A 24916-nucleotide genomic window follows, 5' to 3' on the forward strand; every position below is an offset into this window, starting at 1 on the left:
GGCCCCGAGGAGAGACCCGGACTCTCGACCGGGTCCTCCAGCGGGCGGCGCTGTGTTTCGGGCAGTATGCGCTTGAAGTTCGCTCAGCCTGCCAGGCGAGTATCCGAGCAGGTCACACCGGGCGAAAGCTACGACACAGACGCTCTGTGCATCCGGCGTCATCGTCCACGCCTGCCCCTGCGGCTCATCAGCGCGCCGATCAGCATCCCGATGGCGACACACACCACCAGCGTGATCCACAACGGGGCGGTCACCACGATCATGAACAACTGGATCGCCGCATACTGCCGATTCTGCAAGATGAACACGAGCGCCAGCACCAGAAGAACGAGCGCCAGCCACACACGCGGCGGCAGCGCCCCAAGCGGGCTCGTCGGCTTCTGTTCTGTCACCATGCCCCCCGGATGCGTGCAGCGCCTTCAATCCAGCCATACCCGCAAAGCCGCTGGTGATGTGGGACAACGCCGCCGCCCAGTCCCGCGCGGCGGGTGACACCGTCGCAGCATTGAGGTCATCGCCACGGTCCCGGCGGGTACCGGCTGGACCTGCCGCCGGAGAGCGTGGACGCGCACCGGTTCTTCCAGCTGGTCCGGCGGGAGCTGTGTCACATGGGATGGCAACCGGACGAATATGGTGCGCCCGTGGTGACAGGCGTCGACCCGACTACTCGCCGCCCTCGACGCAGAACTCGTTGCCCTCAAGGTCGGCCATCACGACCCATCCAGAAAAGCGCCATGGATTCGGCGTCCGAGCAGTCGAACGTCACATTCAAGATCGAGGACCTGCCCACTCGCGCCTCCTACGCTGGGCTCAACCCACAGCGGAGCCTTGCACGGGCGGCGGAACGCAGCAAGCAGTTTCGGTCGGCGGGTACGACGCGTCAAATCCGTGTACGGGGTCGAGGCGCGGGGACAGTCATGAGCGGTGAGACGGATCACGGGACAGACGGTCGCCGCGGCCTGCGGCACGACAAAGATTAAAAAGCCCCATTGCACACTCCCATGGCGGCGGCCACCGCCGGCGTCAGGCTTTGTCGTCGTCCCACAAGTCCAGTCGTAGGGCTCGCCGCGGGCCGGCCGCTCGCCCAGGGCCCTTCTCCTGCGCGCGCCGCTGCTGGTTCACGGCATGAACGACACGACAACTGCGATAGCAAGAGAACAGGACCTGGGCGGAAGCCCATGCTGCTGGCCACTCAACGATGCTTACTCTCCCGCGGCCGGGGTGGGGCCCATCCTGTCGTCCAGCACGATGTCCGGAACGGGCTCTCCGTCCTTGGCCGCTGGATCGACACCGTCGACGATCTCGGCGACAGCCCTGTAGATCCTGGTGGCGATCGCCCGGTCCGTGTCGACAAGCGAGTCAGTCGAGATCGCCTCCATGCGTGTCAGGATCGCCACCAAGTTGGGACCGGAGAGGGTCACCGTGTTCACGCCGGGCGGCAGCGTGTCGTACCTGTTGAAACCTCCTAGGCTGCCCGTCCTGTCGAGGATGAATGACCAGGTGTCGCGGTGGCAGACCAGCGTGGCGCTGGAGATCTCCGCCGCGGTAGCCAGCCGATCTTGGTGAAGGCGCTCGGCAGCCCATTCGGCTTCCTGTTGGTGTTGCCGAGTCTCCTGCTGCGACTGTTTCTCTGCCCCGCGTGCGGTCCTGGCTGCTTTCCGCTCAGGGTTGCGCCTGAACAGCGCCATGGTCTGGTCCCTTCCGTCGGGAGCCGGTTGCACTCTCTGGGTCGGCCACTTGAGATGGTCTCCCGCCCGATCGCGACAGGAAAGGAATAGTTCGTTGTCGTCCTGGTCCAGGTCGCCTGATGGAGGCGAGGCGCTCATGTCGAGCGACGAGTTCGACGACCGCGGCGATCCCCTTGGAGTCGCGGGTACGCGCCGCGCGCTTGGCACCGTTCTCCACCGTGCCGGCCGCCTGGATGGTTCTGCGCGCGAGTTTTGGTCCCAGTGCCGGTGTTGTGGTGAGACGCTCGTTGCGCTCTGGGGCGGGAGGGGGCGCAGGCGGTGCGGATGACCAAGGTGGAGTGCTCAACGCTCAGACCCTCGTCACCCTCGCCGAGGTCAATCTCGCGGACGGCACCACGGACCGCAGTGCCCGCCTTCTCTCGGCGCTTGCTCTCCGCTGGTACCGGCGCGCAGTGCCTACTGAAAGATGAACCCTGGCCCCATTGGGGCGATGTGCGGAAAGATGCCTCCGATGGCGCTGGTTCAGTGCAGGAGCGCCGGGTGACTGCCGAGGACGCTGATCGTGGCCAGGCGATGAAGCCGAGCATACGCAGTCAGCAGGGGAGAGTCAGCGTGGCCAGTGAGGGCACGATTCGGGCGGAGCCGTTGCGGCCGGGGGATCCGTCGCGGGTGGGCTCGTACCGATTGCTCGGGCGGCTCGGCGAAGGTGGCATGGGTAGCGTCTATCTCGCTTACGCGTCAGACAATCGTCCGGTCGCTGTCAAAATGATTCACGCGTCCCTCGCGAGCAACGCCGAGTTTCGGCGGAGGTTTCGCCGTGAGGTGGAGAGTGTCCGGCGGGTGCCGCCGTTCTGCACGGCCGAGGTGCTCGATGCCGACCCCGATCACGATCCGCCCTACCTGGTTGTGGAATATGTCGATGGCCCGAGTCTTGCTGACGTGGTGCGGAGCCGGGGACCGTTCACTCCGGCGAATCTGCACGGTCTGGCGATCGGGGTGGCCGCCGCGCTGACTGCCATTCATAACGCCGGCGTGATTCATCGGGATCTCAAGCCGAGCAATGTGATGTTGGCGCTGGGTGGTCCCAAGGTCATCGACTTCGGCATCGCCCGAGAGGTCGACTCGGCCACGGTGCTGAGTTCCTCGCAGCCCGGCCAGTTGATCGGCACGGTGCTGTACATGGCACCTGAACGGTTCAGCTCGGGCGACGGCTACGTGCTGACCCCTGCCGTGGACGTCTTCGCCTGGGGCGTCGTGATGGCCTACGCGGGGACCGGCAGGACGCCGTTCGCCGCTGACTCGTTGCCTGGCGTCGCGGCCCGCATCATGGCCGGCCCACCCGTTCTGGACGGCCTGGACCCTTCGCTGCGTCCCCTGGTCGAGCAGGCACTGGCCAAGGACCCCGCCGAGCGGCCCACCGCCCACCAGTTGCTCCAGCGGCTCCTCGGCCAGAACATCGGCGCCCGGGGAACCGAGCTGAGGAAGAACCCCCATAAGACGGTCACCGACCAGCTGAACGAGTATTACACCCCTCCCGGCTCCGACCCCGACAGCATGCCGACGGACACCGTCGCCGGGATCACCCTGTCCGTCGAGGGCACGCGAGCCGAGGTGGCGCGTACGGCGCACATCACGGTGACGGCTCGCAACAACACAGGTCACCCCGTCGACCTGGACCTTGAAGCCATGGTCGGGGCGGACGTCACCGCCGCCGTCACGCCGTCGCGGCTCTCTCTCCGGGAGGGCGAGACGGGGTATGCCACCGTGACCGCGACCAGTCGGCGGTTCCCCCCGTTACGGGCCCACACCCATCGGCTCACCATGCGCGCCGCCGACGGCAACGGGAGGCAGTGGCCCGTCGACATCGAATTCCGCCAGCGCATTCACCCGATCGCGGTCATCGGCCCGGCCGCTGCCCTGGTTTTCCTGGTCCTCTTCCTGGTCAACGCGCTGACGGTCGCTCGCTTAATCGACGGCAAGCCGTCAACGAGCCCTTCCCGACCCACGCAGAATCCCTCGGGGCCGTTTCGCGTGGCGATCGGGGACATCATCGAGCCTGGAAAACCAGGCGCGGGTGCCGGTGTCATCGAGAGTGTCGGCGCTCGTGACGTCTACATCTTCTCGGGGGGTAAGGGGCAGCGAGTCTTTTTCGATGTGTTGGAGGCCGCTGAGCATGTGAATTGGAGGTTGAGCGGCCCGGACGGCAAGGCTGTTTTCGATGGGGTCGGGATGTATGACTCGACCTTCGATCGGCCTGTCGATCAGGGGACGCTTGTCTTGTCGCAGGCGGGTGAGTATCAGCTGGTTGTTCATGGTGACGGTGATGCGACCGGTGCTTATCGGGTGAGGGTGTGGTCTGCGCGGGATTCCGGGGCGGTTGCGTTGCGGTTGGGGGACGAGGTTTCCGATGGCCGGCCGGTCGGGGGTGCGGGGAATATCGAGTCGCCGGGTGTGCGGGACGTTTACGAGTTCTCGGCCAAGAGGGATCAGCGGGTCTATTTCGATGCTGTGGAGGCTTCCGAGGGTTTGCGGTGGGCGCTTCGGGGGCCGGACGGCAAGGTTGTGTTCGATGGGGTCGAGATGTATGACTCGACCTTCGATCGACCTGTCGATCAGGGGACGCTTGTCTTGTCGCAGGCGGGTGAGTATCAGCTGATCGTTTATGGTAATGGTGATGCGACCGGTGCTTATCGGGTGAGGGTGTGGTCTGCGCGGGATTCCGGGGCGGTTGCGTTGCGGTTGGGTGATGAGGTTTCCGATGGCCGGCCGGTCGGGGGTGCGGGGAATATCGAGTCGCCGGGTGTGCGGGACGTTTACGAGTTCTCGGCCAAGAGGGATCAGCGGGTCTATTTCGATGCTGTGGAGGCTTCCGAGGGTTTGCGGTGGGCGCTTCGGGGGCCGGACGGCAAGGTTCTGTTCGATGGGGTCGAGATGTATGACTCGACCTTCGATCGACCTGTCGATCAGGGGACGCTTGTCTTGTCGCAGGCGGGTGAGTATCAGCTGATTGTTTATGGTAATGGTGATGCGACCGGTACTTATCGGGTGAGGGTGTGGTCTGCGCAGGATTCCGGGGCGGTTGCGTTGCGGTTGGGTGATGAGGTTTCCGATGGCCGGCCGGTCGGGGGTGCGGGGAATATCGAGTCGCCGGGTGTGCGGGACGTTTACGAGTTCTCGGCCAAGAAAGATCAGCGGATTTATCTTGATGTCAAGGAGGCTTCCGAGGGTTTGCGGTGGGCGCTTCGGGGACCGGACAGCAAGGTTGTGTTCGACGGGGTCGAGATGTATGACTCGACCTTCGATCGACCTGTCGATCAGGGGACGCTTACCTTGTCGCAGGCGGGTGGATATCAGCTGATCGTTTATGGGAATGCCGATGCGACCGGCACCTACCGGATGAAGATCGAACGTCGCTGAGTCTCAAGTTGCGGCAGCCGCAGATCGGCTTCGCCAGGAAGGTCTCGGGCGGTGCTCCAGTGTGGCAGGACCGGTACGAGATCCGCGTAGCCGGCAAGGTCATGGCAACTGCTGCCCCGGCTTTCCTCGCCCCGGAACTCACAACCCCTGCGGGCGGGTGCCAGGCGGGTTCACGTGGGCTTGGGGAGGGCGAGCCACTCCTCCCAGGACAGGTCGCGTCCGATGAAGCGCGGGCGCTCGAACGGCCAGGACTCCGCGATCCACTGCGGGACCAGCGCGTCCATCGTGCGCTCCAGGTCGGTGCCGGCGCGGTCGTCCACCACCCACCAGGAGACCTCGGCGTCGGCGCCCTGGCGCTCTGGCGGGTCGATGTAGACGCAGCCGAGGAGTGCGGTCTCCGCGTCGTCGAACAGCGCGTAGTTGAAGGACTCGTGCGCCTCGATCTCTCTCGCGTGCCGCTCCAGGTCCTTCAGGTCGTGCTCGTAGGTCATGTCCGCCGTGGGCCAGCCATACGCCTCGCCGTAGATGGACCAAAGCCGTTCCTGAGAACCCATCACCGCCGGGTAGTCCAGGTCAGTATCCGCCCCCGCCCTCAGTGCTTGAACAGCGAGAGGTCACCGTGCCGGTCGGTATTGCCGGCTTGATGTGCGAAGCAGGCTGCTGATCCGTCATGGCGATGTGGACAGCAACCGGCGGGGGAGTGGTGCGGCTCTGCCGTGCGGTTCTTCGTCTGACCGGGTCGACGAGCACAAGGGGAGGGGTTTCATTTCCCCCTTTCATCGTTTATCGTCGATGGACGATGAAAGATGACAAGGGACCCCTGCCGCGCGCCGAGGCCGAGGAGTACGCGAGCTGGTTCAGGGCACTGGCGGACGCGACGCGGATCCAGATCGTGTCGCTGCTGGCCCGGCGGCGCGAGCCGATGACCGTGGGGGAGATCGTGGCCGCCTCCGGTGTGGGTCAGTCCACGGTCTCGCACCACCTGAAGATCCTGGCCGAGGTGCGCTTCGTGCTGATGGACAAGCAAGGGACCGCCAGCCTCTACCGGATCAACGACAACTGCGTGAGCTGCTTCCCCACCGCCGCCGACGTGGTGATGGGCAACCCTGTGCCGGCCGCGCCGGCCTGCGACTGAGGAGGCCGTCATGGCGCACGACGAGATCGTCGGCCGTTACTCCGCCCTGGCCCGCGCCGCGCTGGCCGGGCAGGGTGTCACCGACTGCGAGCCGGACGCTTTCGCCGAGGGCGGTTTCGGCAGGGCCGGTTACGACGACACCTCGGCGCTGCCCGAAGGGGCGTTGCTGGCCAGCCTGGGCTGCGGCAACCCGGTCGCCGTCGCGGAGCTTCGCGCCGGGGAGACGGTGCTGGACCTCGGGTCGGGCGGCGGGATCGACGTACTGCTGTCGGCCCGCCGCGTCGGCCCGCACGGCAAGGTGTACGGGCTGGACGCCAGCACCGACATGCTGGCCCTGGCCCGGCGCAACGCCGAGCAGGCGGAGGCGGCCAACGTCACGTTCCTGCACGGCGGCATCGAGGCGATCCCGCTGCCCGGCCAGGCGGTGGACGTGGTGATCTCCAACTGCGTGATCAACCTGTCGGACGACAAGGCCGCAGTGCTGGCGGAGGCGTTTCGGGTGTTGCGGCCGGGTGGTCGGTTCGGTGTCAGCGACGTCGTGACCGACGGCGTTCTGGACGAGGGGCGGCGGGCGGCGGCCGAGCAGCGCGTCGGCTGCGCCGCCGGGGCGCTGCCGGTGGACCGCTACCGCGAGCTGCTGCTGGCGGCCGGGTTCACCGGTGTCCAGATCACGCTGACCGCCGATCACGGCGACGGCGTGCACTCGGCGATCGTCCGGGCCGGCAAGCCCGCGATCGGCCCCGGCCTGGAGATCCGCCCGATGCGCGAGGACGACGCCGCCGAGGTGCTGGCCATCTACCAGGCCGGTCTGGACACCGGCCAGGCCAGCTTCGAAACCGTCGCGCCGAGCTGGGAGGGTTTCACCGCGTACCGGCCGGCGTCCCTGCGTTACGTCGCCGTCGACACCGAGACGGGCCAGGTCGTCGGCTGGGTCGCCGCGTCCCCGGTCTCCTCCCGGCCCGTCTACGCCGGTGTCGTGGAGCACAGCGTGTACGTTCACCCCGGCTGTCAGGCGCACGGCATCGGCCGCTCGCTGCTGTCGGCGTTCATCGCCGCCGCCGAGGATCGCGGCGTCTGGACGATCCAGTCCGGCATCTTCCCGGAGAACGCCACCAGCCTGTCGCTGCACCAGGCACTCGGCTTCCGCGTTGTCGGCACCCGCGAACGCATCGGCCGCCACCAAGGCGTCTGGCGTGACGTCCTGCTGGTCGAACGACGCAGCGAACTCGACCCAGCGTGAGCGGCCAGGCGCGTGGCCGGCTCTGTCTCTACGGCTGCAGTGCAGTCAACCGATCAGCTCGCCGATGAGTTCGTCGATGCGGGTACCTCGATCCGACCTCGGGACAGGTGGGCCGGCCAGGCTCACGTACACCGGCGTGACCAGGACCTGGAGGCCTTCCCGTGGGGTATCCGTTGCACACGTCGATCCCGTCTTTCAGCCGCAGCAGCTGCCGCCACCATCGGAGGCGCCGACGGTGACCAGGGACAGGGAAGTCGACAGCAGGCCGCCGCTGATGCCGGTGGCCAGGCCGACGCGCTGTTCCTGGGCCTCGGCGAGGCTGGAGGAGCAGACGCCGGTTTCGGGCAGTTCGAGTTGTACGTCCCGGGCCGCGTCCCAGTCGCCGGCCAGGGCGGCGACGACGGAGCGGACCTGCTCGTAGCCGGTGGCCATCAGGAACGTCGGGGCACGGCCGTAGCTCTTGACGCCGACGGCGTAGTAGCCAGGTTCGGGGTGGGACAGCTCGTCGACGCCGTGCGCGGGCACGGTGCCGCAGGAGTGCTGGTTGGGGTCGATCAAGGGGGCCAGTCGCCGGGTGGAGCCGAGGATCGGGTCCAGGTCCAGGCGCAGCTCGGAGGCGATGGAGTGGTTGGGGCGGTAGCCGGTCGCGGCCACGATGCGGTCCACCGCGACGGACTGCTCGGCACCGGCCGGGTCACGGCTGACCACGCTCACCTGGTCGCCGTCCGTGGTGACGGAGTGGGCGAAGAAGCCGGTGAGCAGGTGGATGCGGCCGGAGTCGACGTGCGCGCGCAGGCGGGTGCCGAGTGCGCCGCGGGCGGGGAGGACGTCGGCTGCCCCGCCTCCGTAGGTGCGGGTGGCGTTGCCGGCGCGGATCGCCCAGGTGATCGGGGTGCCGGGCAGCTCGGCCAAGGCCAGGAGGGTGGTGGCGGCCGAGTGGCCCGCGCCGATGACGAGGGTGTGCTTGCCCTCGTAGGTCTCGCGGTCGGCGCCGAGGACGTCGGGCAGGGCGTGGTCGATCAGCTCTCCTGCCTCGGCCTCGCCGTAGGCCGGCAGGCCGCTGGCGCCCAGAACGTTCGGGGTGGCATAGGTGCCGGAGGCGTCGATGATCGCGCGAGCCTGCAGCTCCTCGCCTCCGTCGAGGCGGATCAGGAACGGGACGTCTTCGCGGCCGTCGGTGCGGACCCGGTCGTAGCCGAGGCGGCTGATCGCATTCACGCGGGCGGCGAGTCGTACCTTGTCGCCGAACAGCTTGGCGAGCGGAGCCAGGTAGTCACTGATCAGCTCTGCGCCGGTGGGCAGCCACTCGGCGTCGGGCTCGGTCCAGCCGTCGGCGGTCAGCAGGCGGCGGGCGGCGGCGTCGATGTTGTACTTCCACGGGCTGAACACCCGGACGTGACCCCACTGGCCGATCGAGGAGGCCACCTGTTCGCCGGCCTCCAGAACCAGGAAATCCTGCCCGCGCTCCGTCAGGTGCGCGGCGGCGGCCAGACCGATCGGACCTGCGCCGATCACGACGACGGGCAGCGCGCCGGCGTCGTCTGCGGTCCGGATCTGCTCGATCTCAAGGGAGGCGGTGGTGCCGCAGCAGCTGTCACTCATGGTTGTTTCTCCTGGGCTTCGGGTCTTGGCGGAACATCGGGCCGGTGGCGTGGACACGGGCGCGGTCAAGAACAGCGTCCGATCGGCGAGCGACGTCGCACACCTCGCTGGTGACCTCGTTGAACGAGACGTGCTGGAGCCGGCGGGATCAGAGCGCACCGCGAACCTTCCTGCTTAGAAGTTGGTCGAAGTAGCTGTCGGCAGCATGCCCCTTTGATTAGAGGAGTGTCAAATTAGGCAACGGTCGAATCGGTGACCATCTCCTGTGGCTGCAGGTCGGTCAGCGCCTTGCTGATCCGTGTTGGTCCGTTCGGCCGGCCCGTTGACGGTCTGCGCAGATCAGGGGCGACCCCAAGCGAGGTCCGGGTACTCGCCTGTCTCTTGGCCTGATATGCCAAACTTCCCCCATATACGGCACAGATAGGCGAAACGGGGCTTGTGGAGCTACGGGACATCGAGATCTTCCTGACCTTGGCCGAGGAGCTGCACTTCGGCCGGGCCGCCGAGCGGCTGCACGTCTCTGTGGCCCGGGTCAGCCAGGCGATCAAGAAGCAGGAACGAGCCATCGGTGCCGAGCTTTTCGCGAGGAACAGCCACAGCGTCCGGCTCACGCCGCTCGGCGAGCAGTTGCGGGACGATCTGCGCCAGCTGCACGAGGGCCTGGCGCAGACCTTGGAGCGGGCACGACTGGCCGCACGCGGCAAGACCGGCACGCTCCGGGTGAGCCTGTTCCCGGCCAACATCCAGGAGCTGCGCCGCTACTGGGAGACCTTCCGCGCCCGGCACCCGCAGTGGGAGCTGCGCCTGCGGATGGCGGCCTATCCGGATCCGTTCGCCCACCTGCGCAACGGGGAGATCGACGTCCTGGTCACCTGGCTGCCCGTCGAGGAGCCCGACCTCACCGTGGGCCCGCTGCTTTTCGCCGAGCCGAGGGTGCTGGCCGTGGCCGGCGACCATGCGCTCACCAGATGGTCCTCGGTCTCCCTGGAGGCGGTCAGCGATTTCCAGCACGTGGCCATCGAGTCCGTGCCCGGCTACTGGTTCGACAGGTACGTCCCGGAGCTCACCCCCAGGGGCCGGTCGATCGACCGCACCGCCAACGTGGACAACCTCGAGGACATCTTCATGACCACGGTCCTGGGCGAGGCCGTCACCCTCTTCCCGGTCCACGTGAGCCGGTACTATCCCCGACCCGACATCGCCTACCTGCCCGTCAAGGACATGGATGCGCTGCCGTTCGGCGTGGTGTGGCGCAGCGACGCGGAGAACGACATGATCCGCGGCTTCGCCCGTGTCGTCCGCGACCTGGGACCACTGCCCGGCTGAGACCGTCAACCGTGGCTGCTCGCCGACCGGCGTCAGGAAGATCTCCACGTCGCGTGTCCTCCCTGACGTTAAGTCTGTGGTTAACGCAGCGTTGCAAGATCCGGCGTTGCCCCGGCCAGGCCGCACTGGCAACCTTGATCTAGGACGAAACACCACATAGGAGGGAAACGGTGGTGAACAACCACATACGAGCAGAATCGTGAACATTGTCGCCTCAACGGTCGTCTTCGCCGTCGACGATCTGGCAGGCTCCCGCCGCTTCTTCACCACCTGCCTGGGTTTCCGCGAGGTGCTCGACACACCGGATTTCACCTGGCTGAGCCGCGACGATGCGGCCGCCGACATCCTGCTGCGCCAGCGCGACCTCGAACGGCCGCGAGAGCGGATCGCGCAGCCGGTGGTGGCGTTCGCGGTCACCGATCTGGCCAAGGAATACGCCCGCCTGAGCGCCGAGGGCGCGCCCATCACCAGGCAGTTGCGGCGCAACCCGTGGGGTGAGTGGCTGATGCGTCTCACCGACCCCAACGGCATCGTCGTCGAGCTGACCGAATGGATCGCGCCCGGGGGCCATCCCGGCATTGGCTGATCTTGGGTGTGCCATGCCTGCGCACGCTGGTGCTGATGATCGACAACTCCGGGCACCACCAGGACCGGATTCCGCCATCCGTCCGTTCACTTGAATTTCGTAACCGATTCGAAGGAGCACAACCATGTCCATCACCCTTGCCGACCAGGACGCGCTCACCCTCCGGACCGCCGCGTGGGGCGCCGTCTCGCTGATGTCCGCCGCTGGTGCCGCAGGCTCGCCCCACAAGGCCGCAACCGAAGGCTCCATCGCCCTGACCTCCGCGACCGGTCTGGTCGGGCACGTGCTCACCAAGGCGCCCAAGGGCCTGAACGGCAAGTCCGTAGCCGAACTCGCCGACCAGGTGCTGCCTGCCCTGACGGCGGCCGTGAGCCTGCTCAAGAAGCAGGCTCCGCCAGAGGCTGACAACTTCCGCCGCACCGTCATCGTCGCCATCGAAGCGGCCGCCCGCACCCACCAGGGCGAGCCCAGCCCCACCATGGCCGAGATGATCCGCAAGATCACCGGAGCCCTCGACGCCGCTTGATGACATGCCGACCTGCGCAGCCACCGCTTGTCACGGAGTCCTCTCCGGAGCTCGTGACACGGCGGCGTGCCCCCAGGACCCCATTCCACCAGCGGTCCGTTCACATTGAATTTCGTGACAGATATGAAGGAGCACACCACCATGTCCACCACCTTTACCGACCAGGACGAGCTCACCCCGCAGAGCGGGCAGGATCGCCCGGAGTTGCAGAAGGCGATCGAGGAGATCGTCGAGTCCGGTTTCGTCGGGGTGTCGCTGCGCGTACACGATGAGCGGGGCGAGTGGGTCGGCAGCGCCGGGGTGGCCGAGCTGGGCGGGAGCGCCAAGCCGCCGACGAACGGGCACGTCCGGATCGGTAGCGTCACCAAGACCTTCACCGCGACCGTGGTACTGCAACTGGTGGCCGAGGGCAAGATCGAGCTGGACACCCCGGCGGACGACTACCTGCCCGAGTTCGGGCTGGACCGGCGGATCACGGTGCGGATGCTGCTGCAGCACACCAGCGGGGTGTTCAACTTCACCGGCGAGTTGTACGAGGACGGGACGTTCGCGCCGGGGATCGCCTGGTCGGGCCAGGAGTGGGTGGACAACCGCTTCCACGCCTACCGGCCGCAGGAACTGGTGGAGCTGGCGTTGTCCAAGCCGGCGCGGTTCGAGCCGGGGACGGACTGGAGCTATTCCAACACCAACTACGTGCTGGCCAGGCTGCTGATCGAGAAGGTCACCGGCCGCACCTACGCCGAGGAGATGCAGCGGCTGATCCTGGGGCCGCTCGGGCTGTCGGGCACCGTGGCGCCGACCACCCAGACGGAGATCCCCGAGCCGCACGCCCACGCCTACTACCGCTACGAGGAGGACGGCCAGCAGAAGAAGGCCGACGTCACCCGCCAGAACCCCTCCTGGATCTCCAGCGGCGGCGACATGATCTCGACCACCCAGGACCTGCACACGTTCATCTCCGCGCTGGTGGGCGGCAAGCTGCTGCCGGCCCGGCTGCTGGCCGAGATGTGCACGCCGGAGCCGAAGGTCGGCTACGGCCTGGGGGTGTTCGTGCAGGACACCGACTGCGGCGGCACCGTCATCACCCACAACGGCGGCCACGGGGGCCACGCGGGGCTGATGTACAGCACGCCCGACGGCAGCAAGACCCTGACCGCCGCGGTGAACTACGTGGACGACGCCGCACTGTCCATGGGTGAGGTGTTCCAGAAGGCGACGCAGAGGCTCGTCAAGGAGGTGTTCTGCGGCGGGGCCGACGCGGCCGAACCGGCTCATTAGACAGGGCGGACCGAGCCCGCGGGCTCCGGCGGTGTGGTGTCGGAGGCCGCGGTGGTGACGGTCATCGCGCGCTCGACCCGAGTACGGGCCTCGCCTGATGGCGGGGCCGTCAGGCGAGGTCGAGCACCGCCTTGCCGTGCAGACGGCGTTCGACGAGGGCGCTCACCGCCTCGGACACGTCGTTCCAGCCGCCGCGCCAAGTGATCTCAGGGCTCAGCACGCCGTCCGCGACCTGCCGGGCCAGCCAGGCCAGGTCCCGGTCCAGCCCGTCGCAGAACAGCAGCATGAACGTGACGATCGAGCGATCGTCACGTCCTGGTCCGCTGAACAGGGCGCCGAACGGGAAGCTCTCGCCATCACCCGTGGAGTGCCCGACGGCCACCAGCGTGCCGCCCTCGCCGAGCTGATCGAATGCCTCCACGAGGTGCGGGCCGCCCACCATGTCGAGCACGCCGTCGAGCCCGCCGCCGGCCTGCGCAGGACCGGTCACCACCTCATGGGCGCCCAGAGCGCGCAACGCCTCGCCGTGCTTGGCGGGGTCGCCGGTAGAGGCGATCACATGTGCGCCGCCGAGCCGGGCGAGCTGGACGGCGTAGCGGCCGACGCCTCCGGTGGCGCCGGTCACGAGGATCCTGCGCCCCAGGATGGGCCCGATCCGGTGGAGCGTGCGCAGCGCGGTGCCGGCCGCGACCGGGATGGTGCTGATCGCGCCCGGCTCCGCGCGCTCGGGCGCGACGCCGATCCAGTCGGTACGCACGGCGCGGACCTCGGCCCAGCCGCCGCTCTCCTCGAGGGTCACGACAGGAGTGCCCACGGCCGGCCCGGACCCGTCCGCCGCCGCCTGGATGACGACTCCGGCGGCGTCCCAGCCGAGCACGGCCCCGTCCGCGGCTGTCTCGATGCCGTGCTTGACCTCGCCGTAGTTGAGCGAGGTGGCCGTGACCCGTACCAGCGCCTGGTTGGCGGCGGGGGCGGGCTCGGGCACTTCTCCGACCCGCAGGCCACCGGGGACGGAACGATCAACGATCAGGGCGCGCATGCGCGATCCTCTCTTCAGAGTCAAAGTGCCACTCAGGAGCATAAGCCTATTAAAGGCATCTGCGTTCCGGTTACACTGGCGTCGATGACTGCTGACATCTCCTCCACCTCCGCGCCGGGAGCGCTCTCGCTGCGGGAGCGCAAGAAGCTCAAAACCAGGGCCGCGCTGGTCGATACGGCCCTCGCGCTCTTCACCGAGCGCGGCTTCGACGGGGTGACCCTCGACGAGTTGTGCGAAGCCGTCGAGGTCTCCAAGCGCACCTTCTTCCGGAATTTCGCCAGCAAGGAGCAGGTCGCCTCCGCTCCGCTGGAGGCGCTGTGGAACGGCCTGCGGGACGACGTCGAGCATCTGCCATTCGGCCGCGTGCCCGTCCTGGAGGTGCTGCAGGAGGCGTTGCTCGTGGCGCTCGCGCGCATGGACGACGGCGGAGCCTGGGTGACCCGCGTACGGCGGAGCCGGGAACTGGCCGAGCGCACGCCGTCGATCGCCGCGTACGGGCTTCAGTACTGCGACGGCACCAGCGCGGCCATCGAGGCGACCTTGCAGCGCAGGCTGGGCCTGGATCCTGCTGACCCGCGGCCGAGGCTGGCGCTGGACCTGGTGGTCGCGTCGTTCCATGCCGCGCTGCGGGCCTGGACGGCCAGACCCGGCGCGCTTACCCACGCGGGCCTCGCGGCCGAGCTGCGGTCGGTCTTCGCGGCCCTCCCCGGTGCGCTCGCCTTCAGCGTCGCCTGACGAGCGGGTGGGCCGGCCCCCCTCGTTCACGTGGTGGTGGCGCAGCTGCGGGGCTGGATCCTGCTCGTTCAGCCTGGTGTCTCGGTCGCGAAGTGTCCCGGTTTGTCGGTTCCGTAGGACATACTCCGCGCCAGCGGTCAAGATCCAGGAACCTATCGGAGGCGTGAGATGGCACAACTGCTCCGGAAGATCGACGACGAGGTCTACGTCGAGTACGGGAGGTTCGGGCTGGCGGACACGGATCTCGACCCGTGGCAGACCCCCGATCCCGAGAACTACCACTTCACGGCGGCCGTTCGCCTAGAAGCCTGGGACGGAGAGCCCGCGCCGGCGGACACGTCGTGGACGCCGGTCCAGACGGCGTCTTTCGTGGCCACGAGCGGTGTCGTCCACATCCAGACGATGATGGAGAGCCGGGGCCACGACTTCCTGATCGGCCCGCCTCTTTTCGAGTACGGCGTGGCCATGTACTTCCGGGTGCTCGAATTCGACGACGAGGACGCGAACCACTGCGCGGAGGCGTGGCTGCTGCGCCTGTGGCCGATCCGCGACGCCTTCGACCCGCTCAAGCACGCGGTGCCGTTCCAGTACATCGTTCGCGACGTCCTGGGGCACCCGATCGGGCTCACGCGCGAGCAGCTCACGCCGCTGCCGGCGGCTCGTGAGGTTCCGGTGCCGGTCTCCGCCGTCGAGGACTGGGTGTCGACCCGGATCGACCCGGACGGCGACACCTTCGAGAGCTGGCTGCTCAGCTTGCAGAGGCGGCTGAGCAAGAAGAACATCACCGTCCACGCATGGCTGCGGGCACGCGGGGTCGACATCGAGGACGGCGCGGAGCTCACCCCCGAGTCCTGCGCCTCGCAGTCCCGCCCGGGGGTGTTCCGCGATGCGCTGATCGACCGCTACTACGCCGAGCAGATGGGGCGGGCGGCGGTGCCACGGCGCATTCTCGACGAGGAGCAGCCCGTGCGGGGTGAATGGCTACGCGAACGGGCCGACGGCGAGCGCATCGCGAAAGAGCTGAGCCGGGCCGGATCGCGGCCGTTCTCCATACCCGTCGAGGGCCGCGGCGCGGAACACGTGCCGCCCGGCATCAGCCTCCGCCTGTGGCGGTGGGAGGACGACTACCTCGGCGGCGAACCGCTGGACGGAGGTCTGACGGTTGACCGGCGCATTCTCGCGAAGAACCCGGTGACCAGGCAGGTCTTCGTCTCCGGCATCGTGACGACCCTCCGCCGCAACTTCGAGCGCAGCGGCGGCGGACTGGCCTGGTACGTCGTGCGGGACGCCGAGCCCCACGAGGCGGCCCGCGTCCTGTGCGCGGAGGCCACCTGGGAGGAGGACCCGGAGCGGCGCCGGGCTCTCGACGAGGTGGCCCGGGAGAAGCTGGAGGAGATGTACGCCGTGCATGGACGCCCCGGAAACTGAAGAACCCTCACCGCAAGCGCACGGTGGAGGTGCCTCATCGCCTCAGGTCGCGGAGCCGGCTGGGGCGACGGCGCTTCGCCGAGCGAGGCTGAGCGCGGCGAGAACGGTGATGAAGATCATGCCGTAGATCGTGGTCAGCACCGACGTCTCATAGATGTCACCGGTTCGCCACGTCTGTCCCAGGGCGTCGGTCACGGTGGTGCGCTCGCCGGTGAGGAAGTCGATGACGAACGTCCCCGCGATCGCGGCGTACAGCAACAGGGGCTGCACGTGGGAGGCGATGGTGGGCGCGGGCGGTGCCGCCGGCTCTGGACCGCAGCGGCGCAGGTACAGCGCGAAGACCTGCAGGAACAAGTAGGTCGTCAACGACCACCCGAGGAAGTTGACCAGGGGCACGCCGAAGAATCCACCGCTGTTCTCCCAGATCCAGAACTTCTGAATGGTGGCACGCGTGGGATCCATCGCCAGATCCCAGGCGACCATGGCGAACGACGCGACCACGGGTGTCCCGATGGCGGTCAGCCGGCCGGAACCACGGCGGACCTCTCCGACCAGCAGCGTGGCGATCGTCCACGCCAGGTAACCGATGGCCGCGTAGAAGGGCCCGATCGCCAGCGGGACAAGGAAGAGCTTGGGGCCCGTGGTGTAGTGGTAGTTCCCGAACGGGAAGCCGGTGAGGATGCTGAGGTTCTCCAGGATGTTGCTGACCAGCAGCGTGACCGCGTAATACACGAGAATCGCCCGCCAGCCGTACCGGCGGGAGCCGTGCAGCAGCGTGAACACCGTTACGCACACCGTCTGGGCGAACAGGACTACAGAGCCGCCGATGCCGGCGGAAAGGAGATTTCTCGTCAGCAGCAGGATCAGAACGAGGCTGGTGGCGATCCACAAGATGGCTGACGCTGATCGGCGATGGGCGACCATGATTGCCTCCGTGTTCATGTCTGACTGCGAGCGCAGGTCGTGAATTGCCGCATCGGGACAACGAGGTCAGCCGACGCGGCGGGATCCGGCTGGATCGAGGCGTGCGCGGCCGCCGGTGCGGCAAGCGCGAAACCTGCGATCAGGGCGGCTGCGGCTACGGCAAGCACGAATCGGACTGACATGAGGTGCTCCTTCTCCTCTTACGACTGGACGTCGCCTGATGATGTCCGCCGGACCCACAGCCGGTCGTCCATCGGACGCGGGCAATCCGCGCTGCCGCCGATGCCGCAGCCGGCTACCGCGGACGCCGTAGGAGCCGGGAAGGTACCGCGTGTGCGGTAGCCGGCCGATCATCCATGCGCAGGAGCCGGCCGCGCAGACATCCGGTTAGGGTGCGCGCATGAGCACAGGACGGTCCGGTGTCCCGGCCGGTGTCATGGACTGGGTGATCGCCATCGGCGTGGCCGCGGCGCTGCTGGTCACCGGGCTGTCCGAGCGGCTTTCCGCCACATATCTCGACCTGCTCGGCTATGCGCTGCTGACGGCTGGCGGCCTGGTGCTGGCCGCGCGCCGCCGGGCTCCGGTCGCCGTCCTGGCCGTGACGGGGCTGTGCGCGGCGGGTTACCAGGCGGCCGGTTTCGACGTGCCTGCCGTCGCGTACCTGTTCGCGGTGTACGCCGCTGTGCGGGCGGGACACCGGACCATCACGGTGGCGGCGAGTGTGACCTTGCTGGCCGTTCTCCCCCTCGCGGCCCTGGCCTCGGGCCTGCACGACACCGGCGAGGCGTTCGCGCAGGCCCGAGGCGCCCTCGAGCTGGCCTGGCTGATCGCGGCCGGCGCCGCGGGTGAAGCCCTGCGGCAGGCCGAGCGGCGGGCGGAGGAAGCCGAGCGCACCCGGGAGGAGACCGCGCGGCGCCGCGCCGACGAGGAACGGCTGCACATCGCGCGGGAGCTGCACGATTCGCTCACCCACCAGATCTCGATCATCAAGGTGCAGGCCGAAGTCGCCGTCCACGTGGCCCGCAAACGTGGTGAACAGGTGCCGTCGGCCCTGCTCGCGATCCAGGAGGCCGGACGTGAGGCGACCCGGGAGCTGCGCGCGACGCTGGAGGCGCTGCGCGACGACGACACGACCCCGCCGCGTGGGCTTGACCACGTCGCGGAACTGGTGGAACGGGCTCGGACGACCGGCCTGGACGCGACGCTGACGATCGAGGGACAACGGCATGAAGTGCCGGCCGCGGTGAGCCGGACCGTCTACCGGATCGTTCAGGAGTCCCTCACCAACATCGCCCGTCACGCCGCCGCCGCGACGGCGTCGGTCCGGATCGACTACGGTCCCGACGCCCTCGCGATACGCATCGATGACGACGGTGAGGCCACCCCGGACACCGCCCCGGTGCCCGGCGTCGGGCTGCTGGGGATGCGCGAACGAGTCACCGCCCTCGGCGGTCGCCTGCGGGCGGCACCGCGCGACGAGGGCGGCTTCACCGTCCAAGCCGAACTTCCCGTGGACCGAACGCCATGATCCGTGTCCTGCTGGTCGACGACCAGCCGCTCCTTCGCAGCGGATTCCGCGCGCTCCTCGACCTCGAAGACGACATCGAGGTGGTGGCCGAGGCCGGCGACGGGAATGAGGGCCTGGCTCTGGCCAGGGAACACCTGCCCGACGTCGCGCTCATCGACATCCAGATGCCGGTCGTCGACGGCATCGAGACGACCCGGCGCATCGCCGCGGACCCGGCCCTCGCCGGGGTGCACGTCGTCATCCTCACCAACTACGGCTTTGACGAGTACGTCTTCGACGCGCTGCGCGCCGGCGCGGCCGGGTTCCTCGTCAAGGACATCGTGCCGGACGACTTCCTGCACGCCGTACGCGTCGCCGCGCGCGGCGACGCGCTGCTCGCCCCGTCGATCACCCGCAAGCTGATCAACCGGTACGTCACCCAGCCGCTCAACACCGGCGCCGGCACGGCACTGAAAGAGCTGACCAACCGCGAACGCGAGGCCGTAGCCCTGGTCGCGCAGGGCCTGTCCAACGACCAGATCGCGGACCGCATGGTGATCAGCTCACTGACCGCGAAAACCCATGTCAACCGGGCCATGGCCAAGCTCCACGCCCGCGACCGCGCCCAGCTCGTGATCCTCGCCTACGAATCCGGCCTGGTGACCCCGCGCAGTTCCTGACACACCCCACGCACGAAAGCACCCTGTATCGCGTAGGAGCCGGACGGCGGCCTCCGGCGTCAGGTCAGAAGGGTGTGGGCCAGGCCGATGGCGGCGCCGCCGGCGATGTACCAGGCGTTGTTGAGCTTGGTCTTCCACAGCAGCGACAGGGTGACCAGCGCGATCGCGGCGGTGAGGGGATCGATGACGGCGCTCTGCCCGAGCTGGAAAGACACCCCGGCCATGAGAGCCAGCGCGGCGACGTTGAGGCCGTCCAGCAGAGCGGAGGTCCACGCGCTGGAGCGGAGACGGTCGGTGAGCTTGGTGAGCAGTCCGACGAAGACGAAGGACGGCAGGAAGATGGCGACGGTGGCCAGGAACGCCCCGAGAGGGCCGGCGACGAGGTAGCCGATGAAGGTGGCCGTGGTGAACACCGGGCCCGGGGTGACCTGGCCGATGGACACGGCGTCGATGAGCTGCTGGTTGGTGATCCAGCCGAGCCGGTCGACGAAGTCGCCGCGCAGGAAGGCCAGCAGCACATAGCCGCTGCCGTACAGCACGGACCCGATCTTCAGCATGGTGAGGAACAGCTGCGCCAGCTGACCGCCGGTTGGATCGGGGAAGACCGGCAGAGCAGGCCCACCCAGGCCGAACAGCGGCAGCGCCACCAGACCAGGTGCGCCGCCCGGGCGACGCTGCCGCACCAGATGGGCTCCCATCGCCAGCAGCGCGCCCACGGCCAGCACGAGCAGCTCGTTGATGCCGAGCAGGTAGGCGGCGAGGGCGGCGACGGCCAGCACGGCGAGCCACACGTTCTTGATCACCGTGCGAAGCAGACTGACGAGCGCGTGCGCGATGATCGCGATCACCGCCGGGACGATCCCGTACAGGATGCCCGCGACGGCGGGCGTCGTCCCGTAGCTGACGTAGGCCCAGGCCAGCGCGGTGACGATCAGTGCTGCAGGGAGGATGAAGCAGACGCCGGCGACCATCAGGCCGCGCCGGCCGGCGCGGTCATGGCCCAGGTGGATGGCCAGCTCGGTGGAGTTGGGGCCGGGAATGAGGTTGGTCGCGCCCATCAGGTCGACGAAACGCTCGTCGCTGACCCAGCCTCGGCGGCGTACCAGTTCGTCGCGCATCATCGCGGTGTGCGCGGCCGGGCCGCCGAAGGCGATGGTGCCGAGCTTGAGGAACAGCAGCGCCACCTCCCGTGACGCACGCCAGGACGTTCCCGTCCTGCCCGACCGATCGTTGTCGGGATCTCCAGCCTGATCGCCGGCGAGATGCTCGTCTGACACTGTCGCCCTTCCGTTGCCTGGTGCGCGGGCTGCCAGGAGGTCGCAAGCGCATATACATCAAATCCATTTGATGTATTATCCCGTTATGGCGCCCTCGGCTCAAGCCGCCCCGGCCTTCCTGCGATTGGCCGCCCATCCGCTGCGGTGGCGGCTGCTGAGCGAGCTGGCGGCAAGCGACTACCGGGTACGCGAACTGGTAGAACTCATCGGCCAGCCGCAGAACCTCCTCTCCTACCACCTGCGGCTGCTGCGCGGCGGTGGGCTGGTCGCCGCGCGGCGCAGCGCCTTCGACGCCCGCGACAGCTACTACCACCTGGACCTGGAACGCTGCGCTCACGCCCTGGCCGCCACCGGCGCCGCTCTGCACCCAGCGCTCCGACTCGGCCCGGCCCCACCGTCACCGCCCGCGTCCGTGTCCGCGCACCGGCCCGCGGTGCTGTTCGCCTGTACCGGCAACAGCGCTCGCTCACCGATCGCCGAAGCCCTGCTCCGCCATCGCGCCGGCAACCACGTGGAGGTGACCAGCGCGGGCAGCCATCCCCGGCCGCGGCTCCATCCGAATGCCGTACGGGCCCTGCGTGAGGGCTACGGCATCGATCCGAAAGATCAGCGCCCGCGGCATCTGGAGGCCATGACGGGCCGCCGGTTCGACTACGTGATCAGCCTGTGCGACAAAGTCCGCGAGGTCTGTCCTGATTTCGGCGGTCATTCCCGGCGCATCCACTGGAGCATGCCCGACCCCGCCACAGCCGGCGCCGCCGAGCAGGCCGGCTACCCCGCCTTCGCCCGCACCGCGGCGGAGATCGACACCCGCATCCGGTACCTGCTGCCCGTCCTCACACCATCGGAGGCCCCGCCATGACCACACCCGACCAGCTCGCGGGTGTCCGCTACCTCGTCGACGACGTGCACGCCGCCATCGACTTCTACACCACCCACCTCGGCTTCACCCTGCACACCAACGCCGCGCCCGCCTTCGCCGACGTGGTACGCGGACCGCTGCGGCTCCTGCTGTCCGGGCCGGCCAGCTCCGGAGCCCGCGCCACCCCCCGGGAGACGCCCGCCGGCCGCAACCGCATCCACCTCATCGTCAACGACCTCGACGCCGAGATAGGCCGGCTCCGCGGCGCCGGGCTCTCCTTCCACAGCGACGTGGTCGCAGGCCCCGGCGGACGCCAGATCCTGCTCACCGACCCCGCCGGCAACCTCATCGAACTCTTCCAGCCCGCCCACGCTTAGCCGTCATCACCTGACGAGGCATGCAAAATGCACTAAAGGGCATGCGATCGTCATATCCATGCACTTCATCAGGCATATCTAGAAGTGCGGTAGACACTGGCAGGAGGAGGATGCCGGGAAGCAGGATCAGTGTCATGAACGCTGACATCACCCCGTTCCGCATCGATATTTCGCAAGCCGACCTTGACGATCTGCGTGAGCGGCTGCGCCGAACCCGCTGGAGTGGAGAGATCGGCGGGCAGGGCTGGAGCCGCGGGGTGCCCGCTGACTACCTCAAGCAGCTCGCCACCTACTGGGCCGACGGCTACGACTGGCGCAAGCAGGAGGCCAAGCTGAACGAGCTGCCCCAGTTCACCACCGAGATCGACGGGCAGCGCCTGCACTTCGCGCACGTCCGCTCGGCCAACCCCGACGCCGTCCCGCTGCTGCTCACCCATGACTGGCCGGCCTCGTTCGTGCTGTTCCTCCAGGCCGTCGAGCCGCTCGCGCAGGACTTTCACCTGGTCCTGACCACCCTGCCCGGCATCGCCTTCTCCGGGCCGCTGGCCGGGCCTGGCTGGAACACCGGGAAGATCGCGGGCGCGTTCGTCGAGTTGATGAGGCGTCTCGGCTACGACCGCTATGGCGTGCAGGGGTCGGGTGGCGGCGCCGCGGTCGCCATCGAGATGGGCCGCCAGGCGCCGGAGCAGGTGATCGGCATCCACGGCAACGGTCACATCACCTTCCCCTCAGACGACCCGGCCGACTTCGCCGCCCTGACCGAGGCCGAGCAGGAGCGTCTGGCGAGGCTGCAGAACTTCCGCGACGACAAGATGGGCTTCAACATCATCTCCGCGACCCGGCCGCAGACCCTGGCCTACGGCCTGCACGACTCCCCGGTCGGCCAGCTGGCCTGGATCGTGGAGAAGTTCAAGGAGTGGACCGACGCCTCGGCCGGCCTGCCAGAGGACGCGGTCGACCGGGACATCTTGCTGACCAATGTCAGCCTGTACTGGTTCACCGGCACCGCGGGTTCGGCCGCCAACCTGTACTACGAGGCATCCCACGACCCCGGCGCCTGGGCGCCCAAGCCACGCAGCGGCGTACCGACCGGCTTCGCGGTGGCCATGAGCACCGACGTGACCATCCGCCGCTTCGCCGAACGAGACAGCGACGTGGTCCACTGGAGCGAACTCGAACGCGGCGGCAACTTCCTCGCCCTCGAACAACCGGCCGCCTACGCCGAGGACGTCAGAAAGTTCTTCAACAGCCTCTGACCCCGGCAGGGCACGCACGAACCCCCGCATGGCAGAGGGGTTCGTCGGCTGGGAGGGGCTCAAACGCCTGCGCGATGGCGGCTTGGGGACATACCGCGGACTCGTTTGAAGGCCACACTCAGAGCGAACGCGTTGGCGTATCCGACGTGCCGGGCGACCGAGTCGATCGTGGTCTCGGAGGAACGGAGGAGATCGGCGGCGAGCGCCATCCGCCAGCCGGCGAGATACGTCATGGGCGGCTCCCCCACGAGGACGGCGAACCGGCGTGCGAACGCCGCGCGCGAGGCGCCCACCTTCTCGGCCAGTAAGGCCACCGTCCATGGATGGGCCGGATCGCCATGGATCAGCCGCAGGGCCGGACCGATCAACGGATCGCTCTGCGCCTGGTACCAGCCGGGCGCCTCGGCCTCGGGGCGGGCGAACCAGGCGCGCAGCGCCACGATCAGCGCCAGATCCAGGAGCCGGTCGAGCACGACTTGCTGGCCAGGTCCTTCGCCGTTGACCTCTTGAGCCAGCAGTTCGATGATCGGGATGGTCGTGCTCGACCGCGGCACGAGCACGACCTCCGGCAGGGCGTTCAGGAGCCGCTCGCTCACATCCCCGCTGACCTGGTAGGTCCCGCTGGCCACGATCGCCGACCCGTCGGGGGTGTGTCCGCTCGTGCGCGGCCCGAGCCGCAGGCTGTCGGTGACGTCGATGTTGTCCATGGTGGTCAGGCGGTTGCCCTCGTGGACGATGATCTCCGGCGGGGTGGCCGGGTCGTCGCCGACTGTGTACGGCCGCGGCCCTTTGATGATGGCCACGTCCCCGGTGCGCATCAGCACCGGCTCACCCTCGTCGGGCACGATCCAGGCGTGCCCGCACAGCGCGGTGGCCAGGGCGAGCCGGGCGCCGTCGGCGATGCGCAGGGACCACGGTGGTTCGAGGATCGCCTGGCAGAACGCCGCACTGCGCGCACGAACGCCGTCAAGGAGGTCAGCGAGCGCGTCCACCACCCCAGTGTAGACGGACAGAAATGGAAAGGAGCGTCCGGAATATGGATCGTCTCCCAGGAGGAGCGTTCACTAGGGCATGACGCAGAACGACGACTCGCAGGAGGTATCCCATGTACGCGATCACCGGAGTGACAGGCCACGTCGGCGGCGCGGCAGCCCACGAGCTCCTGGCCAAAGGCGAACCGGTGCGAGCCGTGGTCCGGGACGCAGCCAGGGGCGAAGCTTGGATCCGGGCCGGGGCGGAGATCTCCGTCGCCGACTTCGACGACAGGGCGAAGCTGGCGGAGGCCTTCCGTGGTTGCCGCGCGGCGTTCGTCCTGCTGCCGACCGATCCGGCGGCGGCCGAGCCCGATGCCGACCATCGCCGGATGGCTGACTCGATCGCCGGGGCGGTCCTGGACAGCGGTGTCCCGCGCGTGGTGATGCTGTCCTCGATCGGGGCCGAGCTCGCTGAGGGCCACGGCCCCATCCGCTGGCTTCACCATATGGAGAATCGGCTGCGCGAGACGGGTGTGCTCCTGACCGCGGTTCGCTCATGCCACTTCCAGGAGAAGGTCGAAACGGTGCTCGGCGCCGCTCTCGGGGCCGGCGTCTACCCGGTCTTCGGTGACTCGGCCGACGTGCCCACCCCGATGATCGCGACGCGCGACATCGGCAGGGTGGTCGCCGAAGCCCTCGTGGCGGCCGGCCCCGCCGGCGAGGTCATCGATCTGGACGGTCATCGATACACCGAGCGGCAGGTGGCCGAAGAGCTGGCGGCCGTGCTCGGCAGGCCACTCGCGGTGGTTACCGTCCCGCGGCCGGACTGGGCCCGGACCATGGCGGAGGCCGGCGTTCCGCCGCAGCTCGCCGAGGAACTCGCCGGCCTGTACGACGCGGAGCAGCGCGGCATCCTCCAGCCCAGAGGCGACAGGCTGGTCACGGGCACGACCGAGATAGGCGAGACGCTGCGCCATGTGGTGAAGACCGCTCCTTGATGTCCAGCGTCTGAATCCCGTTGCATGGATCCGGTGCCCAGAGGGCGGCCAGGACAGCCAG

The 24916-nt window shown here is 68.5% G+C and carries 23 protein-coding genes; 15 read left to right on the forward strand and 8 right to left on the reverse strand.

Annotated elements, in window-relative coordinates; all coding sequences use genetic code 11:
- Positions 1–158 precede the first annotated feature (158 nt).
- Both V5E28_RS31050 and V5E28_RS31055 read right to left on the reverse strand, forming a co-directional pair.
- A complete protein-coding gene (locus V5E28_RS31050) occupies positions 159–395 on the reverse strand; it encodes a DUF1049 domain-containing protein (protein ID WP_336212177.1) in 237 nt (78 codons plus the stop codon).
- Between the two features lie 807 nt (positions 396–1202).
- Positions 1203–1688, reverse strand: coding sequence for a hypothetical protein (locus tag V5E28_RS31055; protein ID WP_336212178.1), 486 nt, complete (start codon positions 1686–1688; stop codon positions 1203–1205).
- 540 nt (positions 1689–2228) lie between these two features.
- Between V5E28_RS31055 and V5E28_RS31060 the strand changes: the two genes are divergently transcribed.
- Positions 2229–5105: a serine/threonine-protein kinase gene (locus V5E28_RS31060; protein ID WP_336212179.1), complete on the forward strand. Its 2877-nt coding sequence runs from the start codon at positions 2229–2231 to the stop codon at positions 5103–5105.
- Positions 5106–5275: 170 nt separating this feature from the next.
- Here the strand turns inward: V5E28_RS31060 and V5E28_RS31065 are convergent, their stop codons facing one another.
- On the reverse strand, positions 5276–5659 hold the full coding sequence (locus tag V5E28_RS31065) for a GNAT family N-acetyltransferase (RefSeq protein WP_336212181.1): 384 nt from the start codon (positions 5657–5659) through the stop codon (positions 5276–5278).
- A gap of 245 nt (positions 5660–5904) precedes the next feature.
- On the opposite strand from V5E28_RS31065, the gene V5E28_RS31070 reads away from it, so the two are divergent.
- On the forward strand, positions 5905–6240 hold the full coding sequence (locus tag V5E28_RS31070) for an ArsR/SmtB family transcription factor (RefSeq protein ID WP_336212182.1): 336 nt from the start codon (positions 5905–5907) through the stop codon (positions 6238–6240).
- A gap of 10 nt (positions 6241–6250) precedes the next feature.
- Positions 6251–7480, forward strand: a complete 1230-nt coding sequence (locus V5E28_RS31075) for a GNAT family N-acetyltransferase (RefSeq protein ID WP_336212183.1) — start codon at positions 6251–6253, stop codon at positions 7478–7480.
- A 195-nt stretch (positions 7481–7675) separates the two neighbouring features.
- On the opposite strand, the gene V5E28_RS31080 is transcribed toward V5E28_RS31075, so the two are convergent.
- Positions 7676–9082: an FAD-dependent oxidoreductase gene (locus V5E28_RS31080; RefSeq protein ID WP_336212185.1), complete on the reverse strand. Its 1407-nt coding sequence runs from the start codon at positions 9080–9082 to the stop codon at positions 7676–7678.
- Between the two features lie 438 nt (positions 9083–9520).
- Here V5E28_RS31080 and V5E28_RS31085 point away from each other — a divergent pair, with 438 nt between their 5' ends.
- From V5E28_RS31085 to V5E28_RS31100, 4 genes are all read left to right on the forward strand, one after another.
- Positions 9521–10408, forward strand: a complete 888-nt coding sequence (locus V5E28_RS31085) for a LysR family transcriptional regulator (RefSeq protein WP_336212187.1) — start codon at positions 9521–9523, stop codon at positions 10406–10408.
- A 199-nt stretch (positions 10409–10607) separates the two neighbouring features.
- Positions 10608–10994 (forward strand): VOC family protein, encoded by a 387-nt coding sequence (locus V5E28_RS31090; RefSeq protein WP_336212189.1) that lies wholly within the window; start codon positions 10608–10610, stop codon positions 10992–10994.
- A 124-nt stretch (positions 10995–11118) separates the two neighbouring features.
- On the forward strand, positions 11119–11520 hold the full coding sequence (locus tag V5E28_RS31095; RefSeq protein WP_336212190.1) for a hypothetical protein: 402 nt from the start codon (positions 11119–11121) through the stop codon (positions 11518–11520).
- Between the two features lie 141 nt (positions 11521–11661).
- Positions 11662–12798 (forward strand): serine hydrolase domain-containing protein, encoded by a 1137-nt coding sequence (locus V5E28_RS31100; RefSeq protein ID WP_336212192.1) that lies wholly within the window; start codon positions 11662–11664, stop codon positions 12796–12798.
- 109 nt (positions 12799–12907) lie between these two features.
- Here V5E28_RS31100 and V5E28_RS31105 read toward each other — a convergent pair whose 3' ends face one another.
- Positions 12908–13837: a zinc-binding dehydrogenase gene (locus V5E28_RS31105; RefSeq protein WP_336212193.1), complete on the reverse strand. Its 930-nt coding sequence runs from the start codon at positions 13835–13837 to the stop codon at positions 12908–12910.
- 84 nt (positions 13838–13921) lie between these two features.
- On the opposite strand from V5E28_RS31105, the gene V5E28_RS31110 reads away from it, so the two are divergent.
- Positions 13922–14572 (forward strand): TetR family transcriptional regulator, encoded by a 651-nt coding sequence (locus tag V5E28_RS31110; protein WP_336212194.1) that lies wholly within the window; start codon positions 13922–13924, stop codon positions 14570–14572.
- A gap of 168 nt (positions 14573–14740) precedes the next feature.
- Positions 14741–16000 carry a hypothetical protein gene (locus V5E28_RS31115; protein ID WP_336212195.1) on the forward strand — a complete coding sequence of 420 codons (1260 nt, stop codon included), beginning with the start codon at positions 14741–14743 and terminating at the stop codon, positions 15998–16000.
- A gap of 42 nt (positions 16001–16042) precedes the next feature.
- Here V5E28_RS31115 and V5E28_RS31120 read toward each other — a convergent pair whose 3' ends face one another.
- Positions 16043–16891, reverse strand: a complete 849-nt coding sequence (locus V5E28_RS31120) for a carotenoid biosynthesis protein (protein ID WP_336212197.1) — start codon at positions 16889–16891, stop codon at positions 16043–16045.
- A gap of 433 nt (positions 16892–17324) precedes the next feature.
- On the opposite strand from V5E28_RS31120, the gene V5E28_RS31125 reads away from it, so the two are divergent.
- On the forward strand, positions 17325–18452 hold the full coding sequence (locus V5E28_RS31125) for a sensor histidine kinase (RefSeq protein ID WP_336212199.1): 1128 nt from the start codon (positions 17325–17327) through the stop codon (positions 18450–18452).
- Positions 18449–19111 (forward strand): response regulator transcription factor, encoded by a 663-nt coding sequence (locus V5E28_RS31130; protein ID WP_336212201.1) that lies wholly within the window; start codon positions 18449–18451, stop codon positions 19109–19111. The genes V5E28_RS31125 and V5E28_RS31130 overlap by 4 nt, the downstream gene beginning before the upstream one ends.
- 59 nt (positions 19112–19170) lie before the next feature.
- Here the strand turns inward: V5E28_RS31130 and chrA are convergent, their stop codons facing one another.
- Positions 19171–20388, reverse strand: a complete 1218-nt coding sequence (chrA, locus tag V5E28_RS31135; RefSeq protein WP_336212202.1) for a chromate efflux transporter — start codon at positions 20386–20388, stop codon at positions 19171–19173.
- An 85-nt stretch (positions 20389–20473) separates the two neighbouring features.
- On the opposite strand from chrA, the gene V5E28_RS31140 reads away from it, so the two are divergent.
- The 3 genes from V5E28_RS31140 (at position 20474) to V5E28_RS31150 (ending at position 22883) form a co-directional block, all read left to right on the forward strand.
- The gene (locus tag V5E28_RS31140; protein ID WP_336212203.1) at positions 20474–21250 is read left to right on the forward strand and encodes an arsenate reductase/protein-tyrosine-phosphatase family protein; all 777 of its coding nucleotides are present in this window, start codon (positions 20474–20476) and stop codon (positions 21248–21250) included.
- Positions 21247–21627 (forward strand): VOC family protein, encoded by a 381-nt coding sequence (locus V5E28_RS31145; protein WP_336212206.1) that lies wholly within the window; start codon positions 21247–21249, stop codon positions 21625–21627. Before V5E28_RS31140 ends, V5E28_RS31145 begins: the two co-directional genes overlap by 4 nt.
- Positions 21628–21761: 134 nt before the next feature.
- Positions 21762–22883, forward strand: coding sequence for an epoxide hydrolase family protein (locus V5E28_RS31150; protein ID WP_336212208.1), 1122 nt, complete (start codon positions 21762–21764; stop codon positions 22881–22883).
- Positions 22884–22942: 59 nt separating this feature from the next.
- Here the strand turns inward: V5E28_RS31150 and V5E28_RS31155 are convergent, their stop codons facing one another.
- The gene (locus V5E28_RS31155) at positions 22943–23875 is read right to left on the reverse strand and encodes an AraC family transcriptional regulator (RefSeq protein WP_336212210.1); all 933 of its coding nucleotides are present in this window, start codon (positions 23873–23875) and stop codon (positions 22943–22945) included.
- A 113-nt stretch (positions 23876–23988) separates the two neighbouring features.
- On the opposite strand from V5E28_RS31155, the gene V5E28_RS31160 reads away from it, so the two are divergent.
- Positions 23989–24855, forward strand: a complete 867-nt coding sequence (locus V5E28_RS31160) for an NAD(P)H-binding protein (protein WP_336212212.1) — start codon at positions 23989–23991, stop codon at positions 24853–24855.
- The last annotated feature ends 61 nt before the right edge of the window (positions 24856–24916 follow it).

The sequence above is a fragment of the Nonomuraea sp. LPB2021202275-12-8 genome (assembly GCF_037044575.1).
Lineage (GTDB): Bacteria > Actinomycetota > Actinomycetes > Streptosporangiales > Streptosporangiaceae > Nonomuraea.